The sequence below is a fragment of the Devosia sp. SD17-2 genome (assembly GCF_029201565.1).
Classification (GTDB): domain Bacteria; phylum Pseudomonadota; class Alphaproteobacteria; order Rhizobiales; family Devosiaceae; genus Devosia.
Map to the genome: position 1 here is coordinate 3,824,441 of NZ_CP104002.1, position 19,132 is coordinate 3,843,572.

Genomic DNA, 19,132 nt, shown 5'->3' on the forward strand with positions numbered 1-19,132 from the left:
TCCACGGCACATCACGCCGGTCACGGTAAGTACGATACCGTACATAAAAACTGGTTAACGGCGACTTAACTACAAATCGGCAAAATGGTCGAACTGAAATATCGCTCAAAACCAAGAGCAAGCGTCATGAACACAACGCAAGACGAAGCACGGATCCGGAACCGGGTCTTGCTGGCCACGCGCCCCCAGGCACAGCAATTCCTGACCGATCACTCAGAAATCCGCCCCCTCGTGTCTGGAGATACAATCTACGCAAGCGGGCAGGAAGTAACACATGCCATATTGCCGCATGACGGCATCCTGTCATACATGGCCCAGATTGGCCCACAGCGGGTGGTGGAGAAAGCATCCATCGGCGCCGAGGGCTTTGTCGGCTTCACATACTTGATGGGCGGCGGCCCATCGCTCAGCGATGTTGTGGTGACGGTGGACGGCTATGCCAGCTGGCTGCCGCTCGATGCACTCAATGAGGCGATGCAGCGGTTTATCTGCGTGCGCGAAGCGATGCTGGCCTACGCACAGGGGCTGATCGTGCAGCTGATGGAAACCGTGGCCTGCAATAGCCTGCATACGGCGGAACAACGCGTCGCGCGCTGGCTGCTGGTCGCGGATGACCGCACCGGGGCACCGGAATTTCGCGTGACCCAGGACGCCATTGCCCAGATGCTGGGGCTTCGGCGCGCTACTGTCAGCCAGGTCTGCTCGGACCTGATGCATGCCGGGGCCATTGCCTATTCCCGTGGCCGCCTGACAGTGATGGATCGCGAGAGGCTCGCGAGCTTTGGCTGTGAATGCTATCGCCGCATCCAGGCCGTCCAGCTGCAGCCGTTCATCGGGTGACCGGCTGGCGGGCCGAGGCGTCTGGCGGGCACAAAGGACTTGTCCGCCTCTTTTAAAAGATGCTTGGATCACGTCTCTCTGGGGGGAGAGACACATGAGCAAGTCTGCCGACGACCTGCCTCGACTACTCTCGGATGCTCCGGCGGGCATACCGACCTATGCGACGACCGAGGAGATTCTTGCGCACCCGCGCTTTGCCATAGCCCGCAATCACTACATGCGCGTTATGATCGACTCCTACAAAGCCGACACCGCCCTGCGGCACATGATGCATGAAATCGGCCGCAATGTGCTGTTCAACATCATCCTCGGGCAGGACGCCCGCAAGGATGCTGATGACCCGTCGACCTGGCCCAGTGTGGGCAGTTTGCGCGACGTCTTTATGCCCTTCGGGCTGTCGAGCCCGCGCAGCTTCGATGACACGCTGGCGCGCATGCAGATCATCGGGCTGATCGAAATTGTTCCTGCCCCGGACGATCGCAGGCGGCGCCTCGTCATCCCGACCGAAAAGATGATCCAGGAAGATCTGATCTGGCTGGCCGACCACATGTCGCCGCTGGCAGTGCTTTTCCCCGAGAGGGACGATTATCTGCCCGCCCTCAGCCATGATCGGGCCCACCAATCCGCGCAGCGCATCATTTCCACGCAAAACTATGGCGGGGCGTATGAGGTCATGATGCCGACCGACCCGATCATGGCTGTGCTGCTGCGTCAGGATGCGATGAAGATCGTGTTCTTCTATATGCTGAGCGCAGATGAGAGCGGCGATCGCCAGCGCGCTTCCCTCTCTTACCAGAGCGTCGCCGAGCGGACCTACACGTCCCGCACGCATGTCAGGAACCTGCTCACTGATCCTGCAAGCCATGGGCATGGTGACACTGCACGAGAAGGGCGGCCGGAACGTCGAGATCGCGCCCGAGCTTTGGCAGCTCATCGATTATTTCCTGGCGAGATCCATGGCTGGCCATGATCTCGTCTGGCAGGTCGCCCGACAGATGGTCGCCGCCGATGCCATGGCGGCCTGATATACGCAGATGTTTCCAACACAGGCGGGCCCGAGCCTGATCTAAAGGCTGCGACTGACCTCGGCTTTTATCGGCGGGGTGGGTCCCTGACTGACTCAACTTCCGCCCGGCCGGCGCCATCTGGGGCCCGCCGGGTGTTTTTTATCCGGAGCAGTTTCCGCGCGCGATTTAGGCGCAAAAATTTCCGGCTCAGCGAGGCATGCACGCAAAAACTTCCGCCTGCGCCTGATGGGAGGATGCGAACAATGCATCTGGCCCGTGGAGGAGGACCGGATCATGAGCATAGTCATCACACAGCCTGCACGCGCCCCTTGGGCGATCGTGCATCACGTCCGAACCATATTGGGCATTCGGCGCAAACCGCGGCTACCCAGGGGGCTCGATCGGCGTCAATTGCAGGATGCGGGGATTTCCTGGGAGCTTGCAGGATATGGGCGCGGAGCCGATGTTTCCATGCTTCCCATCGTCATCGTTGAATCCCAGCGCTGAGCCGGTTCAGCGCCTGGGAAGGGGCGCCGCCGCCCCTCCCGGGATCAAGAGCAATATTTGCTGGATCTAGCGATCAGCCTTCGACCATGCCGAGGGCGGACATGTAGAGCTCGAGCAGGGCTTCCTGCTCCATGCGCTCATTGGCATCCTGCTTGCGGATGGTCACGATCTTGCGCAGGATCTTGGTGTCAAAACCGTTGCCCTTGGCTTCGGCGTAGATTTCCTTGATATCGGCGGCGATCGCTGCCTTCTCTTCTTCCATGCGTTCGATACGTTCGATGAAGGCCCGGAGCTGGTCCTGGGCGACGCTGTCTTCGACGGCCATTGTATACCTCTTTTGTTCTGGCCCCGTTTCAACCCTATGCAGCGCGCCCGTTCAAGTGTCTTGTGGTTCTATCCCCCATATCCCCGGCGCATCGCTGCCCTGCCGTTCGCAATTCCGTCAAATCGGCCCCTTAGCCATTGACCTTGTCTTCCGCTTCGTTTCAAACGAAAGGCAATCTTCCAATGAAATGCGGCTCGCTCGTGCTTTCTCTGCGCCCAAGCCTTGCCCTGATGACCGCCACGCTTGGCGGCTTCCTGGCATTTTCTACTCCAGCCCATGCCGAACTGCGCATCTGTAACGAGACCGCCAATCTGGTTTCCGTTGCGCTGGGATACCGCGCCGAACGCGGCTGGATGAGCGAGGGCTGGTGGCAAACGCCACCCGGCGACTGTCGAGTTCTCTATCAGGGGGACCTCCAGAAGCGCTTTTACTATCTCTATGCTGTGGATGATATTGGCGGCGGCGCCTGGGACGGCCAGGTGTTCATGTGCACCCGTGACGAAACCTTCACAATATTCGGGGTTGAGGATTGCCTCGCGCGGGGCTATGAGCGCACTGGGTTCTTTGAAATCGATACCCAAAACCGAACCGACTGGACTTTGCAGCTCACCGAAAGTGCGGGAGCACCAAGTATTGTTGGGCCGGAGGGCGGAGAAGATCTCGAAGAACCGGCCTTTCTGATCGACACCGATGAGGATGTCGACCAGACGGTTCCGTTACCCCCGCCCCCGCCTCCAAGAACTCAAGATACGGAAACGCAATGAGACGGATCAGACGCGCAAAGATCCTCGCCACCCTCGGGCCTGCCAGCCACGACGAGAAGATGATTGAGGAACTGGCAAGGGCTGGTGCAGACGTGTTCCGCATCAACATGAGCCATGCCAGCCATGACCTCATGCGCCAGACCGTCGAGCGCATCCGCGCTGTCGAGGCGCGGCTGAACCATCCGCTCGGGATCCTGGTAGACCTTCAGGGTCCCAAGCTCCGGGTGTGGAAGTTCGCCGAGGGCGCAGTCAATCTCGTTGCCGGGCAGAAATTCACCCTCGACAGCAATAATGACGACAACGGCAATGCCGAACGCGTCTACCTGCCCCATCCCGAAATCATCGAGAGCGTGTCGGTCGGCGATCGCCTGCTGCTCGACGACGGCAAGCTGCACCTGCGCGCGACCAAGGTCGGCAATGGCGCTATCGAGACCGAAGTGGTCTATGGCGGCAAGCTTTCCGACAAAAAGGGCGTCTCCCTTCCCGATACGCTGCTGCCGACAGGCGCGCTGACGGAAAAGGATCACGCCGATCTGCTCGCCGGCCTTGCCGCTGAAGCGGACTGGATTGCGCTGAGCTTCGTGCAGCGCCCCGAAGACATCATCGACGTGCGCAAGATCGTTCAGGGTCGCGCCGGCGTCATGGCCAAGATCGAAAAGCCGCAGGCGATCGATCGTCTCGAGGAGATCGTAAAGCTCTCCGACGCTATCATGGTGGCCCGTGGCGATCTGGGCGTCGAGCTGCCGCTCGAAACCGTGCCGGGCCTGCAGAAGCGCATGATCCGCATGTGCCGTCGCTACGGCAAGCCTGTGGTTGTCGCCACCCAGATGCTGGAATCGATGATCACCGCTCCGGTTCCGACCCGCGCCGAAGTGTCGGACGTCTCCATCGCCGTGTTTGAAGGCGCAGACGCCGTCATGCTGTCGGCCGAGAGCGCGTCGGGCCAGTTCCCGGTCGAAGCCGTCGCCACCATGAACAAGGTGGCCGTGGCGGTCGAGAACGACGCCAATTACCGCGGCATTATCCGTGCCGCCCAGACCGAACCCGAGGCCACGGCCGCTGACGCCATTTCGGCGGCGACCCGCCAGGTTGCCGAGACGCTCGATCTGGCTGCCATCGTCACCTACACGGCATCCGGCTCCACCGGCATCCGCGCCGCCCGCGAGCGGCCGAGCAAGCCCATTATCGCGCTCTCGCCCAATCTGCGCACCATCCGCCGCCTGTCGGTGGTGTGGGGCATCCATTGCGTGCAGACCGAAGACGCGGTGAACCTCGAAGACATGGTCGATCGCGCCTGCGTAATCGCCTACCAGGAAGGCTTTGCCCGCCCCGGCGACCGCATCGCCATCACCGCTGGCGTGCCGCTGGGCACCCCAGGCGCCACCAATATGCTGCGCATCGCCTTTGTGCGCCAGGACGGCGCCGGCTCGAGCTGAGCCAACCTGCACCATCCTGAATGACAAAAACTCCCGGTTCGAAAGATCCGGGAGGTTTCTTTTGGGCGGCGTCGCTACGCCTGGGGAAAACGGCAGCCTAAAAAGAAAAGGCCCGCAACATGTGCGGGCCTTTCAAAGTCCTGGTGACAGGTCGCTTAGCCCTGGCGGGCCTTGAAGCGCTTGTCGACCTTGTTGATGATATACACACGACCGCGACGGCGGACGAGCTTGTTCGCGCGGTGGCGCGTCATCAACGCCTTCAGCGAGTTGGTGATCTTCATCGTCAGTTCCTCAGTCAAACAAAAGGGGCGCCAAGGCGCCCGGAAACTGCGCCCTTCATATGGAAAACGGCCTGCCCTGTCAACGCGTGCAGCACAATAGATTTCACCCTTTTCCACTTGGGCAGATCCGGTGGATTAACCCCGGGGTCAGGCTTGTCCCCTAACATGGAATGCGGGCAAGGGGGAATGGAAATGGCGCAGTCCACAATCGTCAAGCATGGCGTACTGATCGCCGACCCGACACAGAACATGGGCGCCCTGATCGCGGCTATGCTGCGCGGCTTCGGACACCAGATGGTGACCGAGGTGTCAGAAGCCCGCACGTTCAACGCCGCCCTCCTCCGTCGCAGCTATGCTTTGATCGTGATCGATGAGACCATGGGCGCCAAAGGCCCGCTCGAGACGGTGCGCAAGCTGCGCAGTGATGCAACCCATCCCAATCGCTTTACGCCCATCATCATGATTTCGGCAGCGCCGGATGTCCGATCGATCAGCGAGGCGCGCGACGCGGGGGTCAACGAGTTCCTGCGCAAGCCATTTTCGGCGGCGGACCTGCAGGCGCGCATTGCCAGCCTTGACCTGAAACCGCGGGATTTTGTGATCGCGCCCGATTATGCCGGCCCTGACCGCCGGCGCCGGACCATCGACATCGGCACGCCCGACCAGCGCGGCGACCCGCCGGACGGCCCGGACGCCACCGAGCGCTAGTTTACCGTCACCTGTCCCGAGGCGGCGAGCCAACCCGAATCTACCGGCAGGCTCCACTGCGCCAGTTCCGACTGGCGCTTGAGCATTTCGAGCACCATGTGGAGGTCCGACCGCGACAGGGTGATCGCCGGACCATCGCCCTGCGGCGAAGGCCGGAACACCAGGCGGAAGTCACTGGGCGTTGTCGTGATATTGACCGTCTCCACCAGCATGGGTGGCGGCGCATCGCCGGAAATCGGCGGTAGCGTGTCGGCATCAGCCGGGCCAACGCTGGACGCGGCCATGGCGCCCTGATGCTCCATCAGCACCACATCATTGCGCAATTCGGCCGGCGCATGGGCCGCCGTCGGGCTAGAGCGCGCGAGCACGCCCACCAGTCCGTCGATTAGGAGGGCGCACAGCCGGCGGGTGACGAAGAGCATTTTCGCCTCCTCGCCTGTCCCAAGCCAGAGAACCAGTCGATCCTCGCGGGCGCTGTAGCCAAGCGAGACTTGCCCCGCAGCGGGAGCTGGCTGAGTGGTATCGGTCATATCTGCAGCGCGCTCCGGGCCCGGATAAAAGTCAGTCCTTGGTGTCGTTGAGCATGGCGTCCCAATCGATCTCGTCCTCGGCCTGGATCGGCTGGAACATCGACTCGATCTCGGCTTCACGCTTGGCCGACACGGCGGCGTGCTGCGCGTGCAGCTGCGCCAGCTTGCCCAGATTGGCCATATTGGTCATCGACAGAAGCTGGGCATAGGCCACGGCCAGCACACCGCCGCTGCGCAAGTCCAGAAAGGCTGCGTCATCGAGACTGCCGAGCTTGGCTTCGTTGACACGCAGGAGGCCATTGACCGGAATTTCAGTATCGCCGTCGCGAACCTTGAGCGGCCAAGGCTCGAGCAGATCGTGGGCGGCAAGCCTGGCGCCGGCACGGCCGATGGCCTCCACGCCCTTGTGGACGCCGATCAGGAACTGGAGGATCTGCTGGATGCGCTCAGTGGGCTTGCCTTCATCATCAAAGAAGGCCTCGGCCTCACCCGCGCCTGCCAAAAGGCCGCTGCCTTCGTCATAGCCAAGAGCGAACTGGTTGTTCTCGGCCGGCATCAGCTTGAAGGGATAGCCGCGCAGCACGGCCGGGACATATTGGCCAAGCCACTGCCCCTCGGGGCCGACATAAAGGTTCTGCTGCGGCCGCAGGCCAAGCAGCGTGACCAGAGCGGGCTTTTCGCCTTCCAGAAACGCCAGTGCGAACTGGGTGGCGGCATGGGCCAGCTCTTCGCCAGCGATCGGGGCAATGATCGAGCTAGCCGCAAAGCCATAGCCCGAACTTGGCCGCCAGGAACGGTCGGAATGAGTGGCGGCGCGGATAGGGGAGATTGTCTCGGTCATGACCAGGCTTTGCGAAGAAGAGAACAAAACAGTCTGTCCTGCCTAGCAAGCGCCAGAAGGGATTGCAAATCGCCGCGCGCGTCCCGGAGAGGGCCGACAACGCAAATTTAATGTGAATAATGTACAGTAAAATATGTGCAGGGACGGTGTGACCCTGCGCACGATGGGGGCAATCGGTCGGCACTGACTTTTCCAGACACGCCTATAGAGCTGCAAGGCCGGGCGGGCCTGGACCTCGTCTTGGCAAATACTCACGCCAAATATTCTCACAACGCAGCGATCAATTCGCCGCTTTGTGATGCCAATTCCGATGCTCACTGCTATAAGGGCACAAAATTGCTGTATTGGGACCCTAGGGCGTCGCCTCATTCGCTCCGAGCCGGGGCGATTGATCGGGCGCTGCCCAACCGAGGTCCGGCGATCAGCGTGAGACTGAAAGCACAAATATGTCGACAATAAATCCGTTCAAAGCGGCGCTGAAAACCTACCGGACCATTCTGTTGGCGACGGTTATCTTCAGCATCGCCATCAATCTGCTGATGTTCATCTCGCCGATCTACATGCTGCAGGTTTATGACCGCGTGCTGCAGAGCCGCAGCGAGACGACGCTGGTGATGATCACCGTGATCGCGCTCGCCGGTCTTGCGATTTACGCGCTGCTCGAATGGGTCCGCTCCCGCGTCCTGGTTCGCGCCGGCCTGCGATTTGACGAGATGATCGCCAAGGCGCTGTTCAACCGCGTCGTGACCACCACGATTCGCCAGCCGAACGGCAAGTCCGAGTTCGTGCTGGGGGACGTCGATCGCCTCCGCGAGTTCCTGACCGGCTCGGGCCTCATCGCCATCTGCGACGTGCCGTGGGTGCCGATCTTTATTTTCGTCTGTTTCATGTTCCACCCGATGGTGGGCTATGTGGCTCTGGCCGGTGCGATCATCGTTTTCGCCCTCGCCATCGCCAATGAGTTCATGACCAAGAAGACGCTCAACGAAGCGTCCGGCCTTGGCCAGTCGGCCCAGCATTTCGCGACAACGACGCTGCAGAACATTGAAGCCATCCGCGCGCTCGGCATGGAAAGCAGCCTGCGCAGCCGCTGGCACGACATGCACCGCGGCATGCTGGAAAAGCAGGCCGAGGCCAGCGACAGCGCCGGCGCCATCCAGTCGGTTTCCAAATTCGTCCGTATGGGCCTGCAGACCCTCATCCTCGGCGTCGGCGCCTATCTCGTGCTCGAAGGCGAAATCTCGCCCGGCTCGATGATCGCCTGTTCGATCCTGATGGGCCGCGCCTTGCAGCCGGTCGACCAGGTCGTGGGCCAGTGGAAGCAGTTCGTTGGCGCCCGCCAGGCCTATTCGCGCCTGTCGCAGATCTTTACCCAGGTGCCGGGCGAAGAAGACAAAACCCAACTGCCTGCACCGACCGGCAATCTCTCGGTCAGCAATCTGGCCGTAGTGCCGCCGACGGCCCGCACCCCGCTGTTGCAGGGCGTGAGCTTTGAAGCCGTGCCCGGTGAGGCCGTGGCTCTCGTTGGCCCGAGTGGCGCCGGCAAGTCGAGCCTGATGCGCGCATTGGTCGGCATCTGGCCCGCTGCAGCCGGCAGCATCCGTCTCGATGGTGCAGAGCTGCAGCATTGGGATCCGGACATGCTCGGCAAGCATCTGGGCTATCTGCCCCAGTCGGTCGAGCTCTTCAACGGCAGCGTTTCCGAGAACATCTCGCGCTTCCAGGTGGGTGCCAAGGACGAGGACGTTCTCGCCGCTGCCCAGCAGGCGCGCGTCCACCAGATGATCCAGAACCTTCCGGATGGCTATGACACGCAGATCGGTGTGGGCGGTCGTTCGCTCTCGGGCGGGCAGCGCCAGCGCATTGGTCTCGCCCGTGCGCTCTACGGCGACCCGGCGCTGATCATCCTCGACGAGCCCAATGCCAATCTGGATAGCGAGGGTGAAGAAGCCCTGTTCCAGATCATCCAGGAGCTCAAGGGCCGCGGCAAGACGATCCTCTTCGTCAGCCACAAGATGAGCCTCGTCAGCCTCGCCGAAAAGTCGCTGATCCTGGCCGACGGGCGCATGCGCTCGTTCGGACCGACGCAGGAGCTGCTCAAGATCAAGCCCGCGCTCAAGCCGGTGCAGCCGCCCGAAGCGCCGCAGAACCGCAGCATTGCCTAAGGAAACCTAATGTCAGTCGTTCCCTATTCCGGCGATGAGCCGCTTGCGACCTCCGGCAAGCCCAAGAAAGACTTCTCGCCGCAGCCCTATATCATGGCCGGTTATGTCACCCTTGCCCTGACCTTTGGCGTGTTTGGCGTCTGGGCCGCGACGGCTCCTCTCGCCAGCGGCGTTGTCGCCGGCGGCGTGATCTCGGTGGAATCGAGCCGCAAGATCGTCCAGCACCTCGAAGGCGGCATCGTCTCGGGGATCAATGCCAGCGAAGGCGATATTGTCGAGGCGGGCACTGTCGTGCTGACGCTTGATCCGACCCAGGCCCAGGGCAATGTGGCCTATCTCAACAGCCGCCAGCACATGCTGCTGGCCCAGGAAGCGCGCCTTAACGCGGAAAGCGTCAACGGCGCGGCAGTCATCTTCCCGGACGAACTGTTCACATCCGATGATCCTGCCGTTCAGCGCGTCATCGCCCTGCAGCAGACATTGTTCAACGATCGCAAGGCGAGCAAGGATGGCCAGGTCGCCATCTTCACCTCGCGCATCGATCAGCTCAACGAAGCCATCAATGGCCTGTCGCTGCAAAAGGACGCCATCGAGCAGCAGATGACCTCGCTGAACGATGAAGTGACCCGCCTGACCCGCGGCCAGGAAACCGGCGTCATCGCCACCAACCAGCTCTCGTCCATGACGCGTGCGCGCCTTGAACTGCAGGGCGAGCTTGGTGCGATCACCTCGGAAGTGGCAAAGCTGCGCCAGACCATCTCGGAAACCGAGCTGCAGATCATCCAGGTCAATCAGGAGTTCGTCGAACGCGCCGGCAGCGAGCTGCGCGACGTCCGCGAGCAGCTCAACGAGACCACCGAGCGCCTCCACGTCGCCCGCGACGTGCTGGAACGGACCACCGTCAAGGCGCCGGTCCGCGGCATGCTGCAGAATATCCGCGTGCATACGATCGGCGGCGTCATTCGCCCCGCCGAGCCGGTGATGGATATCATTCCGCTCGACGACGATCTCATCATCGCGGCCCAGATCCGGCCCATCGACATCGACAGCGTCTCCATCGGCCAAGAAGCCGAAGTGCGTTTCCCGGCATTCTCGGCCAAGACCACGCCGGTCATCTTCGGGCGAATTTCGGTGGTATCGCAGGACGTCGTGCAGCCGGAAAACCCGAACCAGGCGCCCTATTACAGCGCCCGCATCGAGGTTGCCGACACCGACGTGCCGCAGGACATCCGCGAGCGCCTGCTCCCGGGCATGCCCGTGGACGTGATCGTCTCGACCGGCGAACGCACCATGTTCGAATATTTCGTGCGTCCGATGACCGACATGTTCAACAAGGGCATGCGCGAGCAGTAAGCCAAATCCCAGGCGGCACCGCCGGTTTGCCGCCTGGACACCTGCCCCGGTTTCTTGCCGCTACCCCGAACCGCCAAATGGGGTTATAGGCCATTGCTTCAGAAATGGTCTTTTCTCACGCGCAGCGCTGTGCTTGACGTGCGGCAGCCAGACTGACTGAGGCGACCCCATAGCAGCATGAAAATTGTTCTTTCCATTCAATCCCTCAAATACCCGCTGACGGGTATCGGTCGGTATACGCTTGAGCTGGCCCAGCAATTGGCCGCCAACCCCGAAGTCGAGCAGCTGGATTATTTCAACGGCGACCGCTTCGTTCCGGCCCTGCCCGAGAGGGATGCGATGGAAACGGCGCCAAGCGCTGCGGCGAGCGGCCTGCTCGCCGTCAAGCGACAGCTGGCGCGCAGCAAGTTGGTGCTCGAGACCTATCGCGCGCTCAAGTCGCTGCGCCGGTCCAACCCCTTCGCCGGCCATGAAGGGCAATTGTTTCATGGGCCCAATTTCTACGTTCCAGACTTCCCGGGGCCGCGGACGGTCACCATCCATGATCTCTCCGTCTTGACCATGCCGCAGTTTCATCCGCCCGAGCGGGTGCTCTATCTCGGCAAGGAAATCGAGATTTCGCTGCAGCGCACCAATACGATCATCACCGATTGCGAAGCGATCAAAGATGAGGTGATCCAGCGCTTTGGTGTGGCCGCGAGCGATGTGTTCGTGGCGCCGCTGGCCAGCAGCGAAATCTTTCACGCGCGGGATAACTCCGAAACCGCCCGGGCGCTCGCGCGCTATGGGCTGACCCACGGCGGCTACACGCTTTACACCGGCACGATCGAGCCGCGGAAAAACCTCGTCAACCTGATCGACGCCTACGAAAAGCTCCCCGCCCCCCTGCGGGCGCAGAAGCCGCTCGTTCTCTCCGGCCATCGTGGCTGGCAGAACGAAGCCATCATGGAGCGGATCGAGCGGGCGCAGCGCCAGGGTTGGCTGACCTATCTCGGCTTTGTGCCGGAAGAGGATCTGCCGATCCTCTTCTCGGGCGCCTATCTCTTCGCCTTCCCCTCGCTCTACGAGGGCTTCGGCCTGCCCGTCCTTGAGGCCATGGCCTCCGGAGTACCCGTGGTCACGTCAAACCGCTCTTCCCTACCCGAGGTCGGCGGCGATGCGGCACTGTTTGTCGAGCCGGAAGATGTTACAGGCATCAGCGAGGCGCTCGAGCGCGCTCTGACAGATACAGCCTGGCGCGAGGCCGCCATAGCAGGCGGGTTTGCCCAGGCGCAGAAATTCAGCTGGGAAAAATGCGCAGCCGACACACTTACGGCCTATCGCGCGACCATAGCGCGTTGAGGAGAAGCTAGAATGGTCCTCAATCTGTTGCGCGCGCTCTGGAGCTACCGGTATTTCCTGGCCACCTCGATCATGGCCGATTTTCGGAACCGGGTCCTCCGCAGTCGCCTTGGCTTTCTCTGGATCATCCTCGCGCCGCTGTCGCAGGTGCTGATCTATACCTTTGTTCTCTCGTCGCTGATGTCCCAGCGCCTGCCGGGGATCGACAACTCCTTCTCCTATGCGATCTATCTGATGTCGGGGTTCCAGGCCTGGCTGCTGTTCAGCGAGATCATCACAAGGTCGATCACCGTCTTCATCGATAATGGCAATGTGCTCAAGAAGATCTCCTTCCCGCGCACGATCCTGCCCATCGTGGTCATCGCGACGTCGCTGATCACCAATCTCATTTTTCTCGCGCTGGTGCTCGTCATCTTTGCGCTGCTTGGTTTCCCGCTCGGCTGGAACCTCCTGTGGCTGCCGGTGATGATGATCATCAACATCGCGTTCGCCTCCGGCATCGGCCTTGTCGCAGGCGTTCTCAATGTCTTCATCCGCGATATCGGCCAGCTGACGCCGATCCTGATGCAGTTCCTGTTCTGGTTTACGCCGATCGTCTACACGATCACCATCCTGCCCGACGCCTTCCAGAAGATCGTGATGCTCAATCCCATGTTCTGGATCATCGACGGCTATCACCGCGTCATGGTGTTCAACGAGGCTCCGCTCAACGGCCCGCTCATGTTCATTTTCGCGCTTTCGCTGGCCATTCTCGGGCTGGCCTTCTGGCTCTTCCGCAAGGCGAGCCCCGAAATGGTGGACGCGCTATGAGCCACATCGTCATGAACGTATCCGGGCTGGGCAAGGTGTTCCGACGCTACAGTCACGAGCTCTATCGGGTGCTGCGGTGGTTCGGCGTCAATGCCCCCATCGCCGAAGAGCGCTGGGTGCTCAAGGATATTTCCTTCGACGTGCAATCTGGACAGGCTCTGGGCATTGTCGGGCGCAATGGCGCGGGCAAGAGCACGCTACTGAAACTGATCACCGGCACGATGCGGCCCTCCACGGGCGGCGTCACGATCAACGGCAAGATTGCGGCCATTCTCGAATTGGGGATGGGTTTCAACCCAGACTATACGGGACGCCAGAACGTCTTTCACGCGCTGGGCCTGATGGGCTACCAGCATGCCGAGATCGTCGATGCACTGGACGGCATTGCAGGGTTTTCGGAGCTCGGCAGCTATTTCGACCAGCCCCTGCGCGTCTATTCCAGCGGCATGCATATGCGGCTGGCCTTTTCGGTCGCAACCGCCTTCCGGCCCGATATCCTCATCGTGGACGAAGCGCTGTCGGTGGGCGATGCCTATTTCCAGCACAAGAGTTTTGATCGCATCAAGGAATTCCAGAAGGAGGGCACCACCCTCATTCTCGTGTCCCACGACCGCATGGCACTCCTCAGCCTCTGCGACCGCGCGATCCTTCTCCACAATGGCGCCGTGGCCAAGGACGGCGATCCGGAAGCGGTGCTGGACTATTACAACGCGCTCCTCAGCGACGCGAGCGACACCTCGATCGAGACGCGCGAGCTGGAGAACGGTCGCATCCAGACGACGTCTGGAAATAAAAGGGTCGCCATCGAAGCGGTGAGCCTCCTGGATGAGGCCGGCCAAGCCGTCGACACGCTATCGGTTGGCCAAAAAGCCCGGTTTAGGGTCGACGTCCTAGCGAACTCTGCCGTGGACACGCTTGTCTTGGGATTTTCAATCAAGGACCGTGTGGGCCAAACCATGCACGGGACAAACACGTATTACAGCGACCAGGTCATCGAAAACGTGAAACCCGGCGACCGGTACAGCTTTACCGTCGCTTTCGAAGCCAATTTTGGTGAAGGCTCTTACTCGGTTACCCTCGCCCTCACCGGTGGCGAAAATCACCTCAATGACAATTATGAATGGCGCGACCTTGCCCTTGTGTTCTCAGTCGCAAACCTGAGCAAGCAGGTGTTTGACGGCAAGCTGTACCTGCCATCCCACTTTAGCGTCGAAAAGAACGGATCGATCTGAGGCAGACAGTCTCGCGCTAATCCCGCGTCAATTCCTCGATGAAACGCTCCGCGATGACGCGCCAGGAATATTCGCTTTTGGCGCGGGCGCGGGCGGCGGTGATCATGGCCTGAAGCGCATCGTCACTGGTATTTGCCAGACGTGCGAGGGATTGTGCCATGCTCTCATTCTCGCCCTGGACGTAATGGACGTCAGGATCGATCGCGAGGCCCCGGGCGCCAAAGGCAGATGAAATGACCGGCACGCCGGCTGCCATGTAATCGAGCATTTTGAGGTTCGTGCCGGTGCCCGAGCGCATCGGGTTGAGCGCAACGTCCGCAATCGAGAGCATGAGATCGCGTGTCTCCATATCGACGGCGCCCATCAGCTCCACATTGGCAGGCAGTACACGATCCTTGAACGGTAGGCAGACACTGCCGATGATGAAGAAGCGCGTATCCGGGCTCCGGGGCGCCTGCGCGAGAATGTCCTCTACGGCCTCGAGATTAGGGCCATGCCAGCTGCCGAGGAACATGGCGACTTGTCCGGAAAGCCCGCCGGCAGCCTTTAATCGGCGGCGCTCAGCCAAATCGACGAAACGGATATCATCCAGCGAGACGCCGTTCGGCACTTCGGACAAACGCGCGCGCGTTGGGCCGTAGACGCGCTCAAGCTCATGGAGATCGCGATGGGCGCAGGCAAAGACCCGTTCCGCACGCGTCCAGGCGGCCCGCTCGGCCCGCGTGACCTCAGCCATCAGCGGTTCGGCCTCAGGCACGGCGGAGAACACAGCCGACTTCAGGGTTAGTTCGACGTCCTGCGCCTCGTACCAGAGGGGTTTGTCCGGTGCAGCTTCCGCGATTGCCTCGATCATGAAGGGGTGGCAGGCGATGACCGCTTCGCTGGCGATCGCCGAGAGCTCCAGCGCCTCGACATAGTCAGGCGTCAGGCCAAAGAGCGCATTGGTCGTGATGTCGCCAACCGGCCGCTCGCCCACCTGGCGCGAGACGAAATATTCGGCATCGGCATGGTCCTGGCTGCGCGGAATGGTGATCTCGAGGAGACCGGGGGCAATCTCCATCTCGCTGCGCGCATCGGCGGGACCACCCAGCGAGACAATGTCGATGTCATAATGACGCGCGAGGTTCCGGTAGAGATGATAGACCCGGGCCTGCCCGCCATTCATCGGCGGGAAGACCTTGAAGGTCGTGGCCACGGTCAGCTTGGGCCGGATAACGCGGGGCGTCGGCGCGGCAATGAGGCCCTCGGCGACCTTGGCCCAGGTAATGGGGTCGACGCTTTTGCGCGCTTCCCGACCCATCTCCGCCGCGCGCACCGGATCGTTCGCCAAGGCCGCCAGGGCTTTTGCCAAATCCTGCGGAGCGGGTGCCGTGACGAGGCCGGTCACGCCATCGGTCACGAATTCAGTCGGCCCGCCCGCATCATTGACCGTAATCACCGGCTTGCCCGAGCGCATGGCCTCGATGGTGATGAGGCCATAGTCCTCATCGAAGGGGACGAAGGGCACGGCAAGCGCATTGGCATAAAGTCCGGCCATGGCGCCGTCGGCAACAAAGCCAAGGAAGCGGATCCGCTCGTCGCCATTGGCGAGTGCCTTGAGGCGCTCTTCGTCCGGCCCCGATCCTGCAATCAGCAGGGGCAGATCAGTCTCCACCTGCCGGTAGGCCTCAATGATCAGATCAACCCGCTTGGGCCGATCGAGCCGGCTCGAGGTGAAGAAATAGTCCTGGCTACCGCAGAAATAATCGTCGCGATGCGGCGGCGGATAAAGCACATCCACGCTTGCATCAGCGGGGAAATAATCCTTTCGGCGCGCAACGGTCCCGGCGATGGCGGCGTGCCGCCGAACCCGTCCGCCCGAGAGGGCAGCATTGTCGAGAAAATGGATGATGGCGCGCGATACTGGCCCCGGAAACCCTAGCGCGGCTTCGCTTTCCGCGTCGCCGCGCAGCGCTTTCAGCCGCTCGAACAGCAGAGGGATCGCGTCGGCGCCCGGCTCCGTACCGGCGTCTTCCACCCAGCTCAGCAGCGCGCGGAGTTTTTCAGGTTGGGCCGCGATATCGAGCGGCGCGCCCGCATAAGTGTCATAGAGACCACGCAGCCGGTGCAGCATGTAGCAGATATGGTTGGGATGATTGACCATCCAACCGGGATATTTGCCGGAGATCACGCAATCATAGGCCGACAGGTCGAGCTGGGAGAAGGTCTCGTAAGAGCCGATCAAATCCCAGAAATTGCCCTCAGGCGAGGGTATCGAGACGATGTCGCACTGGTGCTCAGTCTGGGTATTGAAATGGTTCTGGAGCCCCCACCAGAGGTTCTCGGCGCCGCCCAGCGCCAGGGGCGAAGCCAGCGGAGTGACAAGTGCGATCTTCATGCGCTGGTCTCCGGAAGGTCGGCCAGCAGCGTCTCTACCACATGGGACCAGGTGATGTTCATGGCCTCGTAGCGCGCCCGACCATTGGCCCCAAGGCGCTTAGCCAGAGCCGGGTCGGCCATCAGCCGTGACAGTGCCTCGGCAATGGCATCGGGCTGGGGATCAGTGACATAGCCGGTCTCGCCATCGACGACGAACTCCAGCGGCCCGCCACTATCCCGGCAGGTGACAACAGGCTTGCCCGACAGCATGGCTTCGAGCGTGATATAGCCATAGTCCTCATCCAGCGGCCCGAAAAACACTGCCGTCGCCTGGGCGTAAAACTCCAGCATTTCAGCGCGGGCGATGGACCCGACGAAACGAACCCGGTCGGCAAGACCAAGTTCCTCGCTCAACGCCTGTAGCTGTGTCCGCAGCCCCCCGTCGCCGGCGATGACCGCGCCGATAGGGCTCGATGTCTTCGCCAGTGCGCGCAGGAACAGGTCCTGGCGCTTCAACTCCTCGAGGCGGCTCGGCACGAAAATATAGGGCAAGGCATTGGCGCAGCGGAACTTTTCGGCGTCCGCCGGCGGGTGGTAGAGCGCCTTACTCTCGATGCCGCTGTAGTGGCGGAGCCGCGACGAAACGCGCTCGGCGATAGTATAGACTGCCCTGGCGCTCCCCTGCCCTTCGCCGCCGAGAGAAATCTGGTCCATCTCGGCAATACGACGGCGCAGGTCCTGGGTTTCGGGGGTGTCCGGCCAGCCATGGGCTGAACCGAAGAGGTCATAGGCGACACGGTGCTGATGCAGCAGCCAGACGCGCTTGTCCGGATGCGGCATGGCATAGGCCGGGAATTTCAGGCAGATCAGCCGGTCGATCAGACCGCCATCATAGCGCATGAAGTCGGTCGAGAGGCACTGATCCATGGCCCGGCCCGCCGAGACCGGGGCGTCATAATGGAAGGGTACCGAGATGCGGTGGACCTGATGACCGGCCTCCCGCACGGCCGCCACGAGGCCATCGGCCAGAAACTCGGCCCCGCCATGAATGCCGGGGGTAAAGACGGTGGCGATGCCGACCCGCATCAAATGGCCTCGTTTTCCAAGGGCTTGCGGGCATAGACCGCATAGTCGGGCGGCTGGCGGAACCAGTCGTTGATCTCAGCCGGCGCAAAGCCGCTCTCGGGCTGGTAGAGATTGCAATCTTCCTCCGTCCGGATGACGCGCGCATCGCCAAAACCGCGGGCTTCCGCGATGAATTTCAAATAGTCGGGCGGCAGCGGCCGAAGATGGGTCGGGTCGTAGTGGAAGGTGCAGGCGCCGACGACAAGGTTTTCCGGATTGGGTGTCTCGAAGAGAATAATGCCGCCCGGCGCAAGGGCACGCCGGGCGGCGTCCACAAGGCGCACCAGCGACTTGAACGGGATGTGCTCAACGATATGGAAGCCGGTGATGGCGGCCAGGCTGCCTTCGGGCTGAGCCTCGAGCCAGGCGACGGCATCGCCCTCCACCACATCGTGTCCACGGGCCCGCGCCTCAGCCACCATGGCGGCGTTGAGATCGAGGCCCTTGGGCACAAAGTTGTGCTTTTTCAAAAGGCTGAGGAACTCACCACGCCCGCAGCCGATGTCGAGAACGGTGCCGCCGGCGACCACCGGCGGGGTGGCGCGGAAGATCGGCAGGTAGCGCTCCTGGCGGCGGGCGATCTCGTCGGTCGAGCCGCGGAAGCGGTTTTCGAACGCGACATAGAGCGCATCGAGGCTGGCATCCTCGATCTCGTCGACCTTGGCCTGAACCGGTGCTGGCAGGCTATCGCGGGCAGCGGCGATGAGTTGGCTCATGGCAGCGCGCTGGTTGGCGATCTCGTTGCGGGTAGCACGGATCTCGGAGAGAGAATTGTGTGAAATATCAGCCACTTCATCGGCGCGGAGGCGGGTGGCCTCGGCGGCCTGCTCGGCCAGCGCAATCCGCTGGTCGAGGGCCAGCTGATTCTTGCGGATGGCGGCGAGGGCATGGTTGACGCCCTCAATCGTGTCGCCCTGCCGTAACGACAGGTTCGCCAGGCGTTGCTGAGTCGTGGAGCGAACAATAAGCCGTTGAAAAGGCTCTACAATCCGACCAACAACCGGCAGCGTTGAGGCGCGATCGATGACGGCTGCCGGCAACAGGCCCCGGATCTTAAGGCCGCGTGCACGTCCCTCTGCCGAACGGGTCAGCGAGAAAAGAATGCGGACGACCGTGGTCTGACCATTGCGCAGCGCCGGCAGGCGCGTGCCCAATCCGACGCCATCGATCTCGCGGCCCAGAATAACACGGTAGGCATTGCGGAGGAAATCTTCGTCGTCGAGGGCGGCGAATTCCTCGATGGTGTAGCGGCCACGGCCCGGCGGAATAGCATCGGCGGCTTGGGGAACCGGCACGAGCGGGATGGTGGAAAGGCCCTTTCGCCGTCCGGGTTCGCTGACGATGGCCTTGATATCCTTGGCCGTTTCGGCACGCACCCGCGCCAGGATGGCATCGATGCTGGTCTCGTCGGCAAGGTTCTTCATGGCACGCAATTCCCCGGGAACGATGGGCATCCAGAGGCTCTAGCCTGTGCCACCAACGGGTGCAAGTTTTTGCGGGCCGGCGCAA

At 61.9% G+C, this 19,132-nt stretch carries 17 protein-coding genes; 10 read left to right on the forward strand and 7 right to left on the reverse strand.

Annotation, left to right across the window (positions count from 1 at the left end):
- The first annotated feature begins 126 nt into the window (after positions 1-126).
- The gene (locus NYQ88_RS18835) at positions 127-840 is read left to right on the forward strand and encodes a Crp/Fnr family transcriptional regulator (protein ID WP_275652618.1); all 714 of its coding nucleotides are present in this window, start codon (positions 127-129) and stop codon (positions 838-840) included.
- 94 nt (positions 841-934) lie between these two features.
- On the forward strand, positions 935-1,810 hold the full coding sequence (locus NYQ88_RS18840) for a hypothetical protein (protein ID WP_275652619.1): 876 nt from the start codon (positions 935-937) through the stop codon (positions 1,808-1,810).
- Positions 1,811-2,427: 617 nt separating this feature from the next.
- Here the strand turns inward: NYQ88_RS18840 and NYQ88_RS18845 are convergent.
- A complete protein-coding gene (locus NYQ88_RS18845) occupies positions 2,428-2,679 on the reverse strand; it encodes a DUF2312 domain-containing protein (protein ID WP_275652620.1) in 252 nt (83 codons plus the stop codon).
- 137 nt (positions 2,680-2,816) lie between these two features.
- On the opposite strand from NYQ88_RS18845, the gene NYQ88_RS18850 reads away from it, so the two are divergent.
- On the forward strand, positions 2,817-3,443 hold the full coding sequence (locus tag NYQ88_RS18850; protein ID WP_275652621.1) for a DUF1036 domain-containing protein: 627 nt from the start codon (positions 2,817-2,819) through the stop codon (positions 3,441-3,443).
- The gene (gene pyk, locus NYQ88_RS18855; RefSeq protein WP_275652622.1) at positions 3,440-4,879 is read left to right on the forward strand and encodes a pyruvate kinase; all 1,440 of its coding nucleotides are present in this window, start codon (positions 3,440-3,442) and stop codon (positions 4,877-4,879) included. Before NYQ88_RS18850 ends, pyk begins: the two co-directional genes overlap by 4 nt.
- Positions 4,880-5,034: 155 nt before the next feature.
- Here pyk and ykgO read toward each other — a convergent pair whose 3' ends face one another.
- Positions 5,035-5,160, reverse strand: a complete 126-nt coding sequence (gene ykgO / locus NYQ88_RS18860; RefSeq protein WP_035086881.1) for a type B 50S ribosomal protein L36 — start codon at positions 5,158-5,160, stop codon at positions 5,035-5,037.
- 192 nt (positions 5,161-5,352) lie between these two features.
- Between ykgO and NYQ88_RS18865 the strand changes: the two genes are divergently transcribed.
- Positions 5,353-5,868 (forward strand): response regulator, encoded by a 516-nt coding sequence (locus NYQ88_RS18865; protein WP_275652623.1) that lies wholly within the window; start codon positions 5,353-5,355, stop codon positions 5,866-5,868.
- On the opposite strand, the gene NYQ88_RS18870 is transcribed toward NYQ88_RS18865, so the two are convergent.
- Positions 5,865-6,398 carry a hypothetical protein gene (locus tag NYQ88_RS18870; protein ID WP_275652624.1) on the reverse strand — a complete coding sequence of 178 codons (534 nt, stop codon included), beginning with the start codon at positions 6,396-6,398 and terminating at the stop codon, positions 5,865-5,867. The two genes, NYQ88_RS18865 and NYQ88_RS18870, sit on opposite strands and share 4 nt — an antisense overlap.
- Before the next feature lie 31 nt (positions 6,399-6,429).
- Entirely contained in the window at positions 6,430-7,239 is an 810-nt protein-coding gene (locus tag NYQ88_RS18875; protein WP_275652625.1) for a SapC family protein, read from the reverse strand.
- A 446-nt stretch (positions 7,240-7,685) separates the two neighbouring features.
- Between NYQ88_RS18875 and NYQ88_RS18880 the strand changes: the two genes are divergently transcribed.
- The 5 genes from NYQ88_RS18880 (at position 7,686) to NYQ88_RS18900 (ending at position 14,140) form a co-directional block, all read left to right on the forward strand.
- Positions 7,686-9,404: a type I secretion system permease/ATPase gene (locus tag NYQ88_RS18880; RefSeq protein WP_275652626.1), complete on the forward strand. Its 1,719-nt coding sequence runs from the start codon at positions 7,686-7,688 to the stop codon at positions 9,402-9,404.
- Between the two features lie 9 nt (positions 9,405-9,413).
- Entirely contained in the window at positions 9,414-10,757 is a 1,344-nt protein-coding gene (locus tag NYQ88_RS18885; RefSeq protein WP_275652627.1) for an HlyD family type I secretion periplasmic adaptor subunit, read from the forward strand.
- Between the two features lie 177 nt (positions 10,758-10,934).
- Positions 10,935-12,098, forward strand: a complete 1,164-nt coding sequence (locus NYQ88_RS18890; protein WP_275652628.1) for a glycosyltransferase family 1 protein — start codon at positions 10,935-10,937, stop codon at positions 12,096-12,098.
- A gap of 12 nt (positions 12,099-12,110) precedes the next feature.
- Positions 12,111-12,908, forward strand: a complete 798-nt coding sequence (locus NYQ88_RS18895; RefSeq protein WP_275652629.1) for an ABC transporter permease — start codon at positions 12,111-12,113, stop codon at positions 12,906-12,908.
- On the forward strand, positions 12,905-14,140 hold the full coding sequence (locus NYQ88_RS18900) for an ABC transporter ATP-binding protein (protein ID WP_275652630.1): 1,236 nt from the start codon (positions 12,905-12,907) through the stop codon (positions 14,138-14,140). The genes NYQ88_RS18895 and NYQ88_RS18900 overlap by 4 nt, the downstream gene beginning before the upstream one ends.
- 16 nt (positions 14,141-14,156) lie before the next feature.
- On the opposite strand, the gene NYQ88_RS18905 is transcribed toward NYQ88_RS18900, so the two are convergent.
- The 3 genes from NYQ88_RS18905 to NYQ88_RS18915 are packed head-to-tail and all read right to left on the reverse strand — an operon-like array spanning position 14,157 to position 19,077.
- The gene (locus tag NYQ88_RS18905; RefSeq protein ID WP_275652631.1) at positions 14,157-16,517 is read right to left on the reverse strand and encodes a glycosyltransferase; all 2,361 of its coding nucleotides are present in this window, start codon (positions 16,515-16,517) and stop codon (positions 14,157-14,159) included.
- The gene (locus tag NYQ88_RS18910) at positions 16,514-17,584 is read right to left on the reverse strand and encodes a glycosyltransferase family 4 protein (RefSeq protein WP_275652632.1); all 1,071 of its coding nucleotides are present in this window, start codon (positions 17,582-17,584) and stop codon (positions 16,514-16,516) included. The genes NYQ88_RS18905 and NYQ88_RS18910 overlap by 4 nt, the downstream gene beginning before the upstream one ends.
- Positions 17,584-19,077, reverse strand: coding sequence for a methyltransferase domain-containing protein (locus tag NYQ88_RS18915; RefSeq protein WP_275652633.1), 1,494 nt, complete (start codon positions 19,075-19,077; stop codon positions 17,584-17,586). The genes NYQ88_RS18910 and NYQ88_RS18915 overlap by 1 nt, the downstream gene beginning before the upstream one ends.
- Between the last annotated feature and the right edge of the window lie 55 nt (positions 19,078-19,132).

Coding starts and splice junctions, on each gene's coding strand:
- NYQ88_RS18835 (WP_275652618.1), top strand. CDS start 127: ATGAACACAACGCAAGACGAAGCACGGATCCGGAACCGGGTCTTGCTG.
- NYQ88_RS18840 (WP_275652619.1), top strand. CDS start 935: ATGAGCAAGTCTGCCGACGACCTGCCTCGACTACTCTCGGATGCTCCG.
- NYQ88_RS18845 (WP_275652620.1), bottom strand. CDS start 2,679: ATGGCCGTCGAAGACAGCGTCGCCCAGGACCAGCTCCGGGCCTTCATC.
- pyk (WP_275652622.1), top strand. CDS start 3,440: ATGAGACGGATCAGACGCGCAAAGATCCTCGCCACCCTCGGGCCTGCC.
- ykgO (WP_035086881.1), bottom strand. CDS start 5,160: ATGAAGATCACCAACTCGCTGAAGGCGTTGATGACGCGCCACCGCGCG.
- NYQ88_RS18865 (WP_275652623.1), top strand. CDS start 5,353: ATGGCGCAGTCCACAATCGTCAAGCATGGCGTACTGATCGCCGACCCG.
- NYQ88_RS18870 (WP_275652624.1), bottom strand. CDS start 6,398: ATGACCGATACCACTCAGCCAGCTCCCGCTGCGGGGCAAGTCTCGCTT.
- NYQ88_RS18875 (WP_275652625.1), bottom strand. CDS start 7,239: ATGACCGAGACAATCTCCCCTATCCGCGCCGCCACTCATTCCGACCGT.
- NYQ88_RS18880 (WP_275652626.1), top strand. CDS start 7,686: ATGTCGACAATAAATCCGTTCAAAGCGGCGCTGAAAACCTACCGGACC.
- NYQ88_RS18885 (WP_275652627.1), top strand. CDS start 9,414: ATGTCAGTCGTTCCCTATTCCGGCGATGAGCCGCTTGCGACCTCCGGC.
- NYQ88_RS18890 (WP_275652628.1), top strand. CDS start 10,935: ATGAAAATTGTTCTTTCCATTCAATCCCTCAAATACCCGCTGACGGGT.
- NYQ88_RS18895 (WP_275652629.1), top strand. CDS start 12,111: ATGGTCCTCAATCTGTTGCGCGCGCTCTGGAGCTACCGGTATTTCCTG.
- NYQ88_RS18900 (WP_275652630.1), top strand. CDS start 12,905: ATGAGCCACATCGTCATGAACGTATCCGGGCTGGGCAAGGTGTTCCGA.
- NYQ88_RS18905 (WP_275652631.1), bottom strand. CDS start 16,517: ATGAAGATCGCACTTGTCACTCCGCTGGCTTCGCCCCTGGCGCTGGGC.
- NYQ88_RS18910 (WP_275652632.1), bottom strand. CDS start 17,584: ATGCGGGTCGGCATCGCCACCGTCTTTACCCCCGGCATTCATGGCGGG.
- NYQ88_RS18915 (WP_275652633.1), bottom strand. CDS start 19,077: ATGCCCATCGTTCCCGGGGAATTGCGTGCCATGAAGAACCTTGCCGAC.